Origin of the sequence: Streptomyces sp. NPDC048172, assembly GCF_043202595.1 — a bacterium.
Lineage (GTDB): Bacteria > Actinomycetota > Actinomycetes > Streptomycetales > Streptomycetaceae > Streptomyces.
Window position 1 is genome coordinate 579281 of sequence record NZ_JBIDAT010000006.1, and the last position, 13124, is coordinate 592404.

A 13124-nucleotide genomic window follows, 5' to 3' on the forward strand; every position below is an offset into this window, starting at 1 on the left:
CGCTCCCGAGAAGCGCCGCCACGCCCGTGAGGGTCAGGCTCCGGGCCGCACCGGGCCGACCTGGGTGCCGCTGGTCACCTTGAACTTGCCGTCGGCCACGGAGGTGCCGGGGATCTCCCCGTCCGGGGCGCGGAGCGTGAAGGACGCCTCGTCAGCGGGAACGCCGCGTCCGCCGTTCCGTACCTGGATGTCGAAGTGCACCGGGTGGCCGGGACCGAACGTCACCGTCTCGCCCTTGCCGCCCCGCCGCTCGGGGGTGACGCCGACGTCCTTGCCGTCGTGCGAGAACCGTACGTCCGTGGGCGCACCGGCCAGCTCGCACGGCGCGTACCCCTTCGGCGCGGTGAGCGTGACGCGGTAGTGGTGGTGCCCCGCGCTGTTGCCCCCGTCGGTGATCTTCGCCAGGTGGTTGGCGGGACGGCACGCGGAGGGCGCGCTGTCGCCGGGTGTCCCCGAGGAAGCCTGCGCGACTCCCCCACCCGCGGCACCCGCCAGCGCGGTGACGGCCAGCACGGCGGCGATCTTCCGGTGGATACGCATCATGAACACTCCTTGCCTTGCTCGATGGCCCCGCCGGGTGTTCACCGCCGGAACCATGGTCAACAGGAGACCTGCCCCGTCACTCTCACGGAGAATGTCCCGAAAACGTCACGAAAGATCGACACGCCCGATCGGCACCCGCTCGGCGCCCCCGGTCGCAACGGCCCTCCGGGGCGGGGCCGGGTGGACCCCCGGGTGGCACCGACCGGCCCTGGGGCGGGGCACTGCGGCGGCGGAGGCTGAGGGGAGAGACCGGTTTCCGACCCCGGTGAGGTGGATCCCGTGAAGCACCGCAGGATCGAGAACGTGATGACGCGCGAGGTCGTCCAGGTGGAGGCCCGGGCGCCGTTCAAGCGGGTGGCGGAGCTGCTGGCCGAGCACCGCGTCAGCGGCCTGCCGGTGACGGACGCGGCGGGGCGGGTCCTCGGAGTGGTCTCCGAGGCCGACCTGCTCACCCGGCAGTCCGAACAGGAGGACCTGCGCCGCGCCGACCTGGAGCGGCACAGCGCCCCGGCCTGGCTGCGGCGGCTGGCGCGGGGCCGCGCCGGACGGCGCGATGCCGCCAAGTCCCGTGCCGCGACGGCCGAACGGCTCATGACGGCACCCGCCGTGACCGTACGCCCCGAGGACACCGTCACCGACGCCGCGCGGACGATGGCGCGGCACGGGGTGAAGCGGCTGCCCGTCGTCGACGGGGACGGCCTGCTGACCGGCATCGTCACCCGGCACGATCTGCTGCGGGTCCTGCTCCGCGAGGACCCGGAGATCCGCGCGGAGGTCGTCGAGGAGGTGCTGGGCAGGACCCTGTGGCTGGCCCCGAACGCACTCGGCGTCGACGTACGGAACGGCGTCGTGACGCTGGAGGGCCAGGTGGAGCGCCGCAGCGAGATCGGCATCGCCGTGCACATGACGGAACGTATCGACGGCGTCGTGTCGGTGGTCGACAAGTTGACCTATCGCCTCGACGACTCCCGCCTCCCGCCCGTCACCACCCGGTCGCCGGACGGGGTGGACGAGGCGTGGATGCGCAAGTTGTGAGACCCCGGCCCCCGCATCGCCCCGTACCGCAGCGCACACACGAACGCGCACACACGAACGCGCACACACGAACGCGCACACACACTGGAGAACCCGATGTCCGACGTCCCGCGCACCGTCAGCGATGTGATGACCCATACGGTCGTCGCCGTCGGCCGCCACGCAGGCTTCAAGGAGATCGTCAAGATCATGGAGCAGTGGAAGGTCAGCGCCCTGCCCGTCCTGGAGGGCGAAGGCCGCGTCGTGGGCGTGGTCTCCGAGGCGGACCTGCTGCCCAAGGAGGAGTTCCGCGACACCATGCCCTCCCCCGAGGGCCGGGTGCGCCGCGTCTCGGAGCTGGCGAAGGCCGGGGCCACGACCGCCGAGGAGCTGATGAGCACGCCCGCGGTGACGGTACGCCCCGACGCGTCCCTCGCCGAGGCCGCCCGCATCATGGCGCGGCGTCAGGTCAAGCGGCTGCCGGTCACCCACGCCGACGGGATGCTGGAGGGCGTCGTCAGCCGCAGCGACCTGCTGAAGGTCTTCCTGCGCGCGGACGAGGAGCTGGCGGACGAGGTACGCGGGAAGCTCGCGGACCTCTTCCCCGCACCCGTCGAGCCGCTGCGCGTCGACGCGTCCGACGGCGTCGTCACGGTCACCGGTACGGTGCGCGACGCCGCGCTCGTACCGCTCGCGGCGTATCTGGTGCGGAGCGTCGAGGGCGTGGTGCGGGCCGACTGCCGCCTCGTCGGCCCGGACGACGCCTGACCTCCGCCCGTCGACGGGGTCCGTTCAGCTCGTTGCGGCGCGGGGCCGCACGGCGGAGGCTGGTGGGGGCCGAGCGAACCCGCCGTCCGGAGGGGGCACATGAGCGGCGCACGAGAATTCTCGCGGAGCGAGCCGATACGGGTCTTCCTGCTCGACGACCACGAGGTGGTCCGGCGCGGGCTGGCCGACCTGCTCGGGGTCGAGGACGACATCGAGGTGGTCGGCGAGGCGGCCACGGCGGGGCAGGCCCTCGTACGGGTCCCCGCGCTGCGCCCGCACGTCGCGGTGCTCGACGTCCGGCTGCCCGAGAGCGACGGCATCACCGTCTGCCGCGAGCTGCGCGCCCAGCTTCCCGAGCTCGCCTGCCTGATGCTCACCTCCTTCGACGAGGAGGAGGCGCTCCTCGACTCGATCATGGCCGGGGCCTCGGGCTACGTGCTCAAGCAGATCGAGGGCGCCGACCTCGTCCAGGCCGTCCGTACGGTCGCCTCCGGCGGATCCCTGCTCGACCCCACCGCCACGGGCCTGCTGATGCGCTCCCTGCGTACGGGGACGGGTGCGGGCACGGGTGCGGCGGGAACGGGCGCGGGCGGGGGTGCGGGGTCCGGGCCGCCGGAGCGGTCCGGGCGGGACGCGAAGGTCGCCGAACTGTCCCCCCGCGAGCAGGACATCCTCCGGCTGATCGGCGAGGGCCTCACCAACCGGGAGATCGGCCAACGTCTCTACCTCTCGGAGAAGACCGTCAAGAACAACATCTCGCGGCTCCTGAGCAAGCTCGGCGTCCAGCGCCGCGTCCAGGCAGCCGTCCTCGCGAGCGGCCTGGACGACCCGCCGGACGACGGGGGTGGTACGCCCGGCCGGCCAGGAAGGTGACCTGGCTCCTCACGAGCCGTCCCCCTCGTCCTGGTCCGAAGCCCCCGCCTCCGCCCCTGACTCCGCTCCCGCTCCCCGCGGCAGCGGCACCCGCCAGCGCAGCCGGGCCCCGCCGCCGTCCGGGGGCTCCAGCTCCAGGGCGCCGCCGAGCCGTTGGGCGCGCTCGGCGAGGTTGCGCAGGCCGCTGCGGCGCGGCTGGCGGGGATGCTCCGGCAGGCCCCGCCCGTTGTCGGTCACGGACAGCGTCAACTGGCCGTCACCGACCGCCAGATGGACGTCCACCGCGCTCGCCTCCGCGTGCCGGGCGACGTTGCTCAGCCCTTCCTTCAGCACCGCCACCACCTGGTCCGCGAGCGGCACCGGCACGGAGGTGTCCACCAGCCCCTCCATCCGCAGCGCCGGGGTGAAGCCCAGCATCCGCGCCGCCTCCTCGACCGTCTCGGCCGTACGGGCCCGCAGCCCGGCCTGCTCGCCCTCCGGGTCGAGCGTCTGGAGGCCGAAGATCGTCGAGCGGATGATCTTGATGGTGCTGTCCAGGTCCCGTACCGCCCGCGTCAGCCGCTCCCGCATCTCCGGGCGGTCGGCGAGCCGCTGCGCGCTCTGCAGCGTCATGCCGGTGGCGAACAGCCGCTGGATCGCCAGGTCGTGGAGGTCCTTGGCGATCCGGTCACGCTCCTCCAGCAGCGCCATCGCCTCCGCGTCCCGGCGCCGCTCGGCCACCTCCATCGCCAGCGCGACCTGGCCCGCGAAGCCCAGCGCGGGCGCGATCTCGGCCTCCGCGAACGGCACTCCGCGCGCCGCCCGCGCCAGCACCAGCACGCCGCGCGCGCCCTCCCCCACGCCCGCACCCGTGTCCGTACCCATCGGCACGGCGACGGCGGGCCCCAGCCCCTCCCAGGCCGCCCCCGTTTCCCCCACGCGCGGATCGCGCCGTACGTCCGTGCTCGCCACCGGTCCCCCGGCGGTGAACGCCTCCTCCACGAAGCCGTCGTGCCACCCCCGCGCCGGTCCCCGGAACGCCTCGGCGCCCAGCCCTTCGGCCACCCCCGTACGGAGTCCCTCGCCCCCCTCCACCGGCAGCACGACGGCGGCCAGGTCGGCGGAGACCACGGACTTCGCGCGCTCCACGATCAGATCCAGCACCTCGCCGCGCGGCGCGCCCGACAGCAGCGCGCCGATGACCTCGGCCCCGGCCGCCGACCACTGCTCGCGCCGCCTGGCCTCCTCGTACAGCTGCGCGTTCTCGATCGCGACCCCGGCGGCGACGGCGAGGGTGGAGAGCACGGCCTCGTCCTCGGCGTCGAACTCCTTGGCCGAGCGCTTCTCGGTCAGGTAGAAGTTCCCGAACACCTCGTCCCGCACCCGCACCGGCACGCCCAGGAAGGAGTGCATCGGCGGATGCCCCGGCGGGAATCCGTACGACGCCGGGTGCTGCGACAGCTCCTCCAGGCGCAGCGGCTCGGGGTGCCGGATCAGCTCGCCCAGGATGCCGTGGCCGCGCGGCAGTTCGCCGATCTCCGCGACCTGCCCGGGCCCCAGCCCCACCGTCAGGAACTGCGAGAGCCCCCGGTCGTCCTCCCCCGCCTTGTCGACCACGCCCAGCGCGCCGTACTGCGCGTCCACGAGGACGACGGCCGCCTCGACGATCTGCTTGAGCACCTGCGAGACGTCGAGCCCGCGCCCGATCGACAGCACCGCCTCCAGCAGCCCGTGCAGCCGGTCCTGCGTCCCGCGCACGTCCCCGATCCGCCGCTCCAGCTCCTCCAGCAGCTCGTCCAGCCGCAGCCGCGGCACTCCGGTTCCGCCCCCGGATCCACTCTCCATCATCCCCGCCCCACCCCGATCGGCCCGGCAGTCGGCTCTCCGCTCTCGGCATCCCCCGCAGGCACGCCATGCTGCCGCCGTACGGGCAGCGGCGGAAGGGCCCGAACGCCCGGGGCCGGTAGGGTCCACGGGCATGAGCGTCGAGGTGGAGGTCGTCCGCGAGGCGACCGACGAGGTGGTCGAAGCAGTGGCGCGCCTGCTGCCGCAACTCTCGGGCACGGCTGGGACACCGGACCGCGCGTCGGTGGACCGGCTGCTGCGCGGCGACGCCGGCACGCTGCTGCTGGCCCGGACCGGGGACGGCCGGGCGGTCGGCATGCTGACGCTGCTCGTGGTCCCGCTGCTGTCCGGGGTGCGGAGCCGCATCGAGGACGTCGTGGTCGACGACGCGGCCCGGGGCCACGGCGTGGGCGCGGCCCTCACCCAGGAGGCCCTGCGCCTCGCCGAAGCCGCCGGGGCCCGCACCGTCGACCTCACCTCCCGCCCGTCCCGGCAGGCGGCGAACCGGCTCTACGAGCGCCTGGGCTTCGAGCTCCGGGACTCGCGGGTCTACCGGTACCGGTTCGCCGTACGGCCGTAGCGCGGGGCCCGTGGCCCGTGGCAAGGGAGTCCTACTCGGCCTTCGGTTCCGCGTTCCCCTTCGGGGCGAGGAGGAGGGGCAGGTAGACCTCGTCGACGATCTCGGCGATGACGTCGTCCGGGACCGGGGTCCCGTGCAGCAGGTAGTGGCTGCGCAGCAGTTCGACGGCCACGGTGGCGCGCCGGGAGGTGAGCACCCACGACTGGATCTCGCCCCGCTCGGCCGCGCGCCCCAGGGCGCACTGGATCGCTCCGGGGCCGAGGGTGGACGTCCGTTCCCTGACGGTCCGGGCGAACTCCGGGTCCCGCACGATCTCGGTGAGCAGCCCACGGAGAATGTCACCGTGCGTCCCCGCCATGCTCTCGGACAGGTGGCGCAGCACGGCGACGACGTCGCCGCGCAGGTCTCCCGTGTCGGGCGGGTCGGCCTCGCGGCTGCGGAGCGCCGCCCAGGCGTCGACGGCGAGTTCGGCGCGGCTGGACCACCGGCGGTACAGGGCGGCCTTGCCGGTACGCGCCCTGGAGGCCACCCGCTCCATCGTCAGCCCGGCGTAGCCGACCTCGGCGAGCTCCTCCAGGGCCGCGTTCAGAATGGCGCTCTCCAGCGTCGCGCCACGGCGGCGCGGCCCCCTTCGATGGTCACCGACCGGCTCGACCGGCTCGACCGGTCCGACCGGTCCCACCGGCGCAGCCGACTCGCTCGGCCCGCCCGGCTGATCCGTGTGGGTCGGAGGCATGACTCCCAGCCATTCGTCGAGTACCCGTTGTCCCGCTCGGGCGCCGACTCTAGCCTGAATTTAGAGAACTAACCGTTCTTTAAGCGTCGAGGACTTCGAGGTGTCCATGACCGAGACCATGACGACGCCCCAGCCGGAACCCCCCGGCTTCCCCAGCGACCGCACCTGCCCCTACCACCTGCCCGAGCAGTACAACCGCCTCCGCGACAAGGCGGGTTCGCTGCACCAGGTCACTCTCTACGACGGCCGGAGAGCATGGGTGGTGACCGGCTACGAGACAGCACGAGCGCTGCTCGCCGACCCCCGCCTCTCCTCTGACCGGAACCACGAGGGCTTCCCCGCCACCTCGCCCCGGCAGGACGGCCTCCGGGACGCCGAACCGGCCTTCATCGGCCTGGACCCGCCCGAGCACGGGCCCCGGCGGCGCATGGTCATCAAGGACTTCACGGTGCGGCGGGTCAAGGCCATGCGGCCCGGCATCGAGCAGATCGTGCACGGCTTCCTGGACGAGATGATCGCCTCGGGGCCGCCCGCCGACCTCGTCAGCCGGTTCGCGCTGCCGGTGCCCTCCATGGTGATCTGCCAGCTGCTCGGCGTGCCGTACGCCGACCACGACTTCTTCCAGGACGCCAGCAGACGGCTCGTCCAGTCGGTGGACGCGGCGGAGACCCGCGCGGCGCGGAGCGAACTGGCGGACTATCTGGACGACCTGGTCGCCGATGTCCAGCACGAGGGCCGCGAGCCACGCGAGGGCCTGCTGGCCTCCATGGCCGCCGAGCAGGCCGCACAGGGCACGGTCCGCCGGGCGGAGCTGGTGTCGAACGCGATCCTGCTGCTCGTCGCCGGACACGAGACGACGGCCTCCATGACCTCGCTCAGCGTCATCACCCTGCTCGGAAATCCCGAGCAGCACGCCGCGCTCATGGCCGATCCCTCACTCGTTCCCGGCGCCGTGGAGGAGTTGCTGCGCTATCTCGCGATAGCCGACGTCGCCGGGGGCCGCGTCGCGAAGAGCGACATCGAGATCGACGGCCGCCTCATCCGGGCCGGTGAGGGCGTCCTCATCTCCAACTCCATGGCCAACCGGGACAGTTCGGCCTTCGAGGACCCGGACACCCTGGACGTACGGCGCGCGGCGCGCCATCACCTGGCCTTCGGCTACGGAGTGCACCAGTGCCTCGGCCAGAACCTCGCCCGGCTCGAACTGGAGATCATCCTCACCACCCTCTTCGACCGCCTGCCGACCCTGCGCCTGGCGGTCCCCGTCGAGAACCTGACGCTGCGCCCGGGCACGACGATCCAGGGCGTCGACGCCCTCCCCGTCACATGGTGAGGGCGGTACGGGTGACGGCGGACCGTGACGTCTGCGTGGGCGCGGGCCTGTGCGCGCTGACGGCACCCGAGGTGTTCGACCAGGACGACGACGGCGTGGTGACGGTGCTGCTCACCGAGCCCGACGGCGAGACGGGGGCCGCGGCCCTGGAAGCCGCCGCGCTGTGCCCGTCGGGCGCGGTACGGGTCACCGAGTAGTACGGGCCACCCCGGGGGAGCCACCGGCGGGTGGCTCCCCCGGACTCCGCGGCGCACGACCAGGGCCGCTCAGGCCGCCTCCGGCAGGCCCCAGACCCGGCGCAGCACCTCGCCCGTGAGCACCTCTTCCGGCGGGCCCTCGGCCATGAGGCGGCCGTCCTGGAGCAGGAGGCAGTGGTGGGCCTCGCGGGCGGCCGTCATGTCGTGTGTGGCCTGTACGACCGTGGCCCCGCCCGCCACCGCCGCGTCCAGCGCGGTGCCGATGCCCGCCCTGGCCCGCTGGTCGAGGCCCGTGGTCGGTTCGTCGAGGAGGAAGAGGTCCGGCTCCTGGGCCAGCCCCTGCGCGACCAGGGCCCGCTGGCGCTGTCCGCCGGACAGCTCGCCGAGCTGGCGTCCGGCCAGGTCGAGGATGCCGAGCGCGCGCATGCACTCCTCCACCACGGACCGGTCATGGGCACGGGACCGCCGCCAGGGCGCCCGATGCGCCCACCGGCCCATGGCGACCGTGTCCCGGACGGTGAGGGGCAGCGCGTCGGAGACGGCGCTGCGCTGCGGGACGAAGCCGGGCCGGGAGGGCCGCGAGTGCCGGGCCCGCTCCAGGGTGCCCGCTGTGGGCGACAGCACTCCCGCCAGCAGCCCCAGGAGCGTCGACTTGCCCGATCCGTTCGGGCCGACGACCACGGTGTTCGCCGACTGCGGTATCGCGGCGGTGAGTTGGCGCAGCACCGGGCGTCGCCGGTAGCCCGCGTCGATGTCCCGCAGCGCGACCTCGGCCGGCGCGTCGTGTGCCCACATGATCCACCTCTCCTCAGCTCTCCTTGTAATGGAAATCGTTTTCACTATAAGCTCCCGGCCATGGCGTGGTTGACCGGCCCGTTCGAAGCGGCCTTCGTCCAGCGGGCCCTGTGGAGCGGGGTCCTGGTGTCCCTGATCTGCGCGCTCACCGGAACGTGGGTCGTGCTGCGCGGCATGACCTTCCTCGGCGACGCGATGTCGCACGGCATGCTGCCGGGCGTCGCGCTCGCTTCCCTCCACGGCGGGAACCTGCTGGTCGGCGCGGCGGTGAGCGCGGGGGTCATGGCCTGCGGGGTGACGCTGCTCGGCCGCGTCCCCCGGCTCTCCCAGGACACCGGCATCGGGCTGCTGTTCGTGGGGATGCTGTCGCTCGGCGTGATCGTCGTCTCGCGCTCCCAGTCCTTCGCGGTCGATCTCACCGGGTTCCTCTTCGGCGACGTACTGGCCGTACGGGAGCGGGACGTGGCCCACCTCGCGGTGGCGCTGGTGATCACGGTGGCGGTCTCGGCGCTCGGCCACCGCTCCTTCCTGGCGCTGGCCTTCGACGAGCGCAAGGCGCACACCCTGGGACTGCGACCGCGGCTGGCGCACGGGGCCCTGCTGGGGCTGGTCACGCTGGCGATCGTCACCTCGTTCCATGTGGTGGGCACGCTGCTCGTCTTCGGGCTGCTCATCGCGCCGCCCGCCGCCGCGCTGCCCTGGGCCCGGCGCGTACCTGCGGTGATGGCGGGCGCGGCGGTGTGCGGTACGGGCGCGACGTTCACCGGACTGCTGCTGTCCTGGCACCTCGGCACGGCGGCCGGGGCGACGATCGCCGCCGTCGCCGTCCTCTTCTTCTTCGTCTCCCTCGGCGCCGCCGGACTACGCGACCGCCTACGCATACGTGCGCGCGGTCGCGTTCGCGTGCGCGTTCGCGAGGAGACCACGCCGCATCTGCCCGCCGATCTCCGGAAGGAACGCGAGACCTCAGCATGACGCGCAATCGACACAGGACCACGCCGGTGCTCGCCGCCGCTCTCGTCCTGGGCACCGTTCTCGCCGGGTGCGGGGGCGGCGGCGAGGACGACAAGTCGCCACGGGCCGCTTCGTCGCCCGCCCCGCACGGCTACGTGAAGGGGGCGGAGGAGGCGGCGGAGCAGCAGTCACGCCTCGTCCTCACGGAGAGGGGGAGCGGAAAGGTCCGGCTGCTGGACCTCGTCGAGGGAAAGACCCGCACCCTCGGCAGGGCCGACGGAGTGTCCGGCCTGGTCACGGACGGGCGGTTCGCCTACGTGAACTCCGGCGGCGGGACGCAGGTGTTCGACAGCGGGGCGTGGATGGTCGACCACGGCGACCACGTGCACTACTACCGCGCCAAGCCCCGCTCGCTCGGCCGGATTCCGGGCGGCAAGCCGGAACACGTCTACAGCAGCCCTTCGCTGACGGCCGTCACCTTCGCCGACGGCACCGCGAAACTCCTGGACCACGCGCGTCTGGAGAAGGGGAAACTGCGTACGACGGCGACGCTGGACGATGCCCGGCGGGGCCCCGTCGTGCCGTACGAGGAGCACGCGCTCATACCCGTCCCCGGACCGGGAGGGAAGACGGCGGTCGAGGTCCGCGACGCGAAGGGCGAGTCCGTGACCACCCTCAAGGAACCCTGCCCCGATCTGCGGGGATCCGCCGTCACGCGCCGCGGTGCGGTGTTCGGCTGCGCGGACGGCGCGCTGTTCGTGAAGGAGAAGTCCGGCGAGCTCGTGGCCGAGAAAATACCCTTCGGCCGGAAGGTCTCCGCCAAGGAGAGGCCGGAGTCCTTCCAGCACCGTTCCCAGGGGACCACGCTCGCGGCCAGGGCCGGTGACTCGGGTGTCTGGCTCCTGGATGTGGCCGAGCGCCGCTGGCAGCTCGTGAAGACGGGGCCCGTGACGGCCGTGAACGCCCCGGGCGACGGGGCTCCGCTGCTCGCGCTCGACCGGTCCGGGAATCTCACCTCCTACGAGATGCCCGGCGGAAAGCGGCTCGCGTCCCGGAAGGTCCTGGCGGAACCGCACGACGGAAAGGGCGCCGCGCCCGTCATCGAGGTGGACGCGAGCCGGGCCTACGTCAATGACGCGGCGGCCAAGAAGATCCACGAGATCGACTACAACGACAACCTGCGTGAGGCCCGTTCGTTCCCGCTCGGCTTCTCCCCCGCCCGCATGGTCGAGACGGGCCGGTGACGGCGGACATGAGACGAACGGGAAAGGCGGCCGCGCTCGCCGTCGCCGCCCTCTGCTGCGCGCTCCTGGCCGGACTGGTCGGCTGCTCCTCCGAGGAGGACGGACGGCCCACCGTCGTCGTCACCACGAACATCCTCGGGGACCTCACCCGCAATGTCGTCGGCGACGAGGCCGAGGTGCGGGTGCTGATGAAGCCGAACGCCGATCCGCACTCGTTCGGCGTCTCGGCAGCCGAAGCCGCCGAGATCGAGGACGCCGACCTCGTGGTCTACAACGGCCTGGGCCTGGAGGAGAACGTGCTGCGGCATGTGGAGGCCGCCAGAGAAGCGGGCGTACCGACGCTCGGCGTCGGCTCGGCCGTCGATCCCCTCACCTACGCGTCCGACGAGTCGGCGGGGCAGAAGGACCCGCACTTCTGGACCGACCCCTACCGCGTGAAGAAGGCGGTCGGCCTCATCGGCGACAAGGTGAGGAAGGAAGTCGACGGAGTCGACAGGAAAGCGGTCGACGGTCAGGCCACGGCCTACGGGAAGAAGATCGAACGGCTCGGTGACCGGATGCGCGAGACCTTCGACGCGATTCCGCGGAACCGGCGCAACCTGGTGACCAACCACCATGTCTTCGGCTATCTGGCCGAGCGCTTCGACCTCCGCGTCGTGGGCGCGGTGATTCCGAGCGGCACCACCCTCGCCTCCCCCAGCGCCGCCGATCTGAAGTCGCTGACGCGGGCCATCGAGAAATCCCGCGTCAAGGCCGTCTTCGTGGACTCCTCCCAGCCGGACCGGCTGGCGCGCGTGCTCAAACGCGAGAGCGACGTGGATGTCGCGGTCCTCCCGCTCTTCTCCGAGTCCCTCACCGAAAAGGGCAAGGGCGCCGCCACCTATCTCCAGATGATGCGGTCCAACACGGCGACCCTCGAACGCGGACTGACCCGTTCCTGACGCCTTGATGCCCTGATGCCCCCTCCTGAAAGGAATGCACCCCATGATCGATCGACCCCGCATACGAAAGGCGTCGGTGGCGTCCGCCGTTCTCCTCTCCTCCGTGCTGATCGCCGCGTGCGGCGGAGAGGACAAGGAAGCGGACTCCGCCAAGGCGAACTCCGAGAGGAGCGGCGCCGGAAAGGGCGCCGCGCACGTGGAGAAGCCTCTCGCGGTCACCTACGACGGCGGGATCTACGTACTGGACGGCGAATCCCTGAAGGTGGCCAAGAAGGTGCCTCTCAAGGGATACAACCGGGTCAATCCGGCCGGTGACGACGACCACGTCATGGTCTCCACGTCCGAGGGCTTCCGGGTGCTCGACGCCGCTCAGCAGAAGATGACGGACATCGAGTTCAAGGGTGCGGAACCCGGGCACGTGGTGCAGCACGCCGGAAAGACGGTGCTGTTCACGGACGGCACCGGCGAAGTCCGTATCTTCGACCCCGCCGGTCTCGGAAAGGGAAAGCCCGAGGTCGATACGTACAAGTCTCCCTCACCGCACCACGGGGTCGCCGTGGAGCTGGAGAACGGCGAGCTGGTGACGACCCTCGGAACCGCCAAGAAGCGCAAGGGAATCGCCGTCCTCGACGAGGAGCGCAAGGAGATCACGCGCAACGAGAAGTGCCCCGAGGTCCACGGCGAGGCGGCGGCGAAGGACGAGGCCGTCGTCATCGGGTGCGAGGACGGGGCGCTGGTCTACAAGGACGGCAGGATCAGCAAGGTGGACAGCCCGACCGCGTACGGGCGGATCGGCAATCAGCGCGGCTCGGAGAAGTCGTCCATCGTCCTGGGCGATTACAAGAAGGACCCGGACGCCGAACTCGAACGCCCCGAGCAGGTCTCCCTGATCGACACGGAGAAGCGCACGATGAAGCTCGTCGACCTGGGCACGAGCTACAGCTTCCAGTCGCTCGCACGCGGTCCGGAGGGCGAGGCCCTGGTGCTGGGCACGGACGGCAGGATCCACGTCCTGGACCCGGACAACGGCAAGGTCACCAAGTCCCTCCCCGCCGTGGGCAAGTGGCGCGAGCCCATGGACTGGCAGCAGGCCCGCCCGCAGCTGTGGGTCCGTGGGGACACGGCCTATGTCACCGACCCCGAGAAGAAGAAGATCCACGCGGTCGATCTCGCGTCGGGGAAGAAGACGGCGACGGGCACCTTCGACCGCAAGCCGGGCGAGGTCAGCGGCGTACTGCCGGACCACTGACGCCCGGAGCCCATCCCCGCCCCGCCCCGCCGTGTACGGTCCTCGTGCGGTCGGAGTGCGGGGGCCGCGCCCT

General features: G+C 72.3%; 14 protein-coding genes. 10 read left to right on the plus strand and 4 right to left on the minus strand.

Annotated elements, in window-relative coordinates; translation table 11 throughout:
- Positions 1-33 precede the first annotated feature (33 nt).
- Positions 34-543, minus strand: a complete 510-nt coding sequence (locus tag ACGF3A_RS28365) for a DUF4232 domain-containing protein (RefSeq protein WP_393733177.1) — start codon at positions 541-543, stop codon at positions 34-36.
- A 279-nt stretch (positions 544-822) separates the two neighbouring features.
- Between ACGF3A_RS28365 and ACGF3A_RS28370 the strand changes: the two genes are divergently transcribed.
- From ACGF3A_RS28370 to ACGF3A_RS28380, 3 genes are all read left to right on the plus strand, one after another.
- Positions 823-1578 (plus strand): CBS domain-containing protein, encoded by a 756-nt coding sequence (locus tag ACGF3A_RS28370; protein ID WP_393733178.1) that lies wholly within the window; start codon positions 823-825, stop codon positions 1576-1578.
- 96 nt (positions 1579-1674) lie between these two features.
- On the plus strand, positions 1675-2325 hold the full coding sequence (locus ACGF3A_RS28375) for a CBS domain-containing protein (RefSeq protein WP_393733179.1): 651 nt from the start codon (positions 1675-1677) through the stop codon (positions 2323-2325).
- Positions 2326-2424: 99 nt separating this feature from the next.
- Complete coding sequence (locus ACGF3A_RS28380; RefSeq protein ID WP_393733180.1) at positions 2425-3198, plus strand: response regulator; 774 nt, start codon at positions 2425-2427, stop codon at positions 3196-3198.
- A gap of 9 nt (positions 3199-3207) precedes the next feature.
- On the opposite strand, the gene ACGF3A_RS28385 is transcribed toward ACGF3A_RS28380, so the two are convergent.
- Complete coding sequence (locus ACGF3A_RS28385) at positions 3208-5025, minus strand: GAF domain-containing protein (RefSeq protein ID WP_393733181.1); 1818 nt, start codon at positions 5023-5025, stop codon at positions 3208-3210.
- Positions 5026-5155: 130 nt separating this feature from the next.
- On the opposite strand from ACGF3A_RS28385, the gene ACGF3A_RS28390 reads away from it, so the two are divergent.
- Positions 5156-5602, plus strand: coding sequence for a GNAT family N-acetyltransferase (locus tag ACGF3A_RS28390; protein WP_393733182.1), 447 nt, complete (start codon positions 5156-5158; stop codon positions 5600-5602).
- 31 nt (positions 5603-5633) lie between these two features.
- On the opposite strand, the gene ACGF3A_RS28395 is transcribed toward ACGF3A_RS28390, so the two are convergent.
- Positions 5634-6284: a TetR/AcrR family transcriptional regulator gene (locus ACGF3A_RS28395; RefSeq protein WP_393733183.1), complete on the minus strand. Its 651-nt coding sequence runs from the start codon at positions 6282-6284 to the stop codon at positions 5634-5636.
- Between the two features lie 160 nt (positions 6285-6444).
- Here ACGF3A_RS28395 and ACGF3A_RS28400 point away from each other — a divergent pair, with 160 nt between their 5' ends.
- Both ACGF3A_RS28400 and ACGF3A_RS28405 read left to right on the plus strand, forming a co-directional pair.
- Positions 6445-7671, plus strand: a complete 1227-nt coding sequence (locus tag ACGF3A_RS28400; RefSeq protein WP_393733184.1) for a cytochrome P450 — start codon at positions 6445-6447, stop codon at positions 7669-7671.
- Complete coding sequence (locus ACGF3A_RS28405) at positions 7665-7868, plus strand: ferredoxin (protein WP_393733185.1); 204 nt, start codon at positions 7665-7667, stop codon at positions 7866-7868. Before ACGF3A_RS28400 ends, ACGF3A_RS28405 begins: the two co-directional genes overlap by 7 nt.
- Positions 7869-7937: 69 nt before the next feature.
- Here the strand turns inward: ACGF3A_RS28405 and aztA are convergent, their stop codons facing one another.
- Positions 7938-8663, minus strand: coding sequence for a zinc ABC transporter ATP-binding protein AztA (aztA, locus tag ACGF3A_RS28410; protein ID WP_393733186.1), 726 nt, complete (start codon positions 8661-8663; stop codon positions 7938-7940).
- 60 nt (positions 8664-8723) lie between these two features.
- On the opposite strand from aztA, the gene aztB reads away from it, so the two are divergent.
- Genes aztB through aztD form a run of 4 tightly spaced genes read left to right on the plus strand, consistent with a single transcriptional unit; the run spans position 8724 to position 13051 of the window.
- Positions 8724-9638, plus strand: a complete 915-nt coding sequence (gene aztB, locus ACGF3A_RS28415; RefSeq protein ID WP_393733187.1) for a zinc ABC transporter permease AztB — start codon at positions 8724-8726, stop codon at positions 9636-9638.
- On the plus strand, positions 9635-10861 hold the full coding sequence (locus ACGF3A_RS28420) for a hypothetical protein (RefSeq protein WP_393733188.1): 1227 nt from the start codon (positions 9635-9637) through the stop codon (positions 10859-10861). The genes aztB and ACGF3A_RS28420 overlap by 4 nt, the downstream gene beginning before the upstream one ends.
- An 8-nt stretch (positions 10862-10869) precedes the next feature.
- Positions 10870-11802, plus strand: a complete 933-nt coding sequence (gene aztC, locus ACGF3A_RS28425) for a zinc ABC transporter substrate-binding protein AztC (protein WP_393733189.1) — start codon at positions 10870-10872, stop codon at positions 11800-11802.
- A 43-nt stretch (positions 11803-11845) separates the two neighbouring features.
- Complete coding sequence (gene aztD, locus ACGF3A_RS28430) at positions 11846-13051, plus strand: zinc metallochaperone AztD (protein ID WP_393733190.1); 1206 nt, start codon at positions 11846-11848, stop codon at positions 13049-13051.
- The last annotated feature ends 73 nt before the right edge of the window (positions 13052-13124 follow it).

Excerpts from the sequence above, each read along its gene's own strand:
- aztA (WP_393733186.1), bottom strand. The coding sequence starts at position 8,663 with ATGTGGGCACACGACGCGCCGGCCGAGGTCGCGCTGCGGGACATCGAC.
- ACGF3A_RS28390 (WP_393733182.1), top strand. The coding sequence starts at position 5,156 with ATGAGCGTCGAGGTGGAGGTCGTCCGCGAGGCGACCGACGAGGTGGTC.
- ACGF3A_RS28405 (WP_393733185.1), top strand. The coding sequence starts at position 7,665 with ATGGTGAGGGCGGTACGGGTGACGGCGGACCGTGACGTCTGCGTGGGC.
- aztC (WP_393733189.1), top strand. The coding sequence starts at position 10,870 with ATGAGACGAACGGGAAAGGCGGCCGCGCTCGCCGTCGCCGCCCTCTGC.
- ACGF3A_RS28365 (WP_393733177.1), bottom strand. The coding sequence starts at position 543 with ATGATGCGTATCCACCGGAAGATCGCCGCCGTGCTGGCCGTCACCGCG.
- ACGF3A_RS28385 (WP_393733181.1), bottom strand. The coding sequence starts at position 5,025 with ATGATGGAGAGTGGATCCGGGGGCGGAACCGGAGTGCCGCGGCTGCGG.
- aztB (WP_393733187.1), top strand. The coding sequence starts at position 8,724 with ATGGCGTGGTTGACCGGCCCGTTCGAAGCGGCCTTCGTCCAGCGGGCC.
- ACGF3A_RS28420 (WP_393733188.1), top strand. The coding sequence starts at position 9,635 with ATGACGCGCAATCGACACAGGACCACGCCGGTGCTCGCCGCCGCTCTC.
- ACGF3A_RS28375 (WP_393733179.1), top strand. The coding sequence starts at position 1,675 with ATGTCCGACGTCCCGCGCACCGTCAGCGATGTGATGACCCATACGGTC.
- ACGF3A_RS28400 (WP_393733184.1), top strand. The coding sequence starts at position 6,445 with ATGACCGAGACCATGACGACGCCCCAGCCGGAACCCCCCGGCTTCCCC.
- aztD (WP_393733190.1), top strand. The coding sequence starts at position 11,846 with ATGATCGATCGACCCCGCATACGAAAGGCGTCGGTGGCGTCCGCCGTT.
- ACGF3A_RS28380 (WP_393733180.1), top strand. The coding sequence starts at position 2,425 with ATGAGCGGCGCACGAGAATTCTCGCGGAGCGAGCCGATACGGGTCTTC.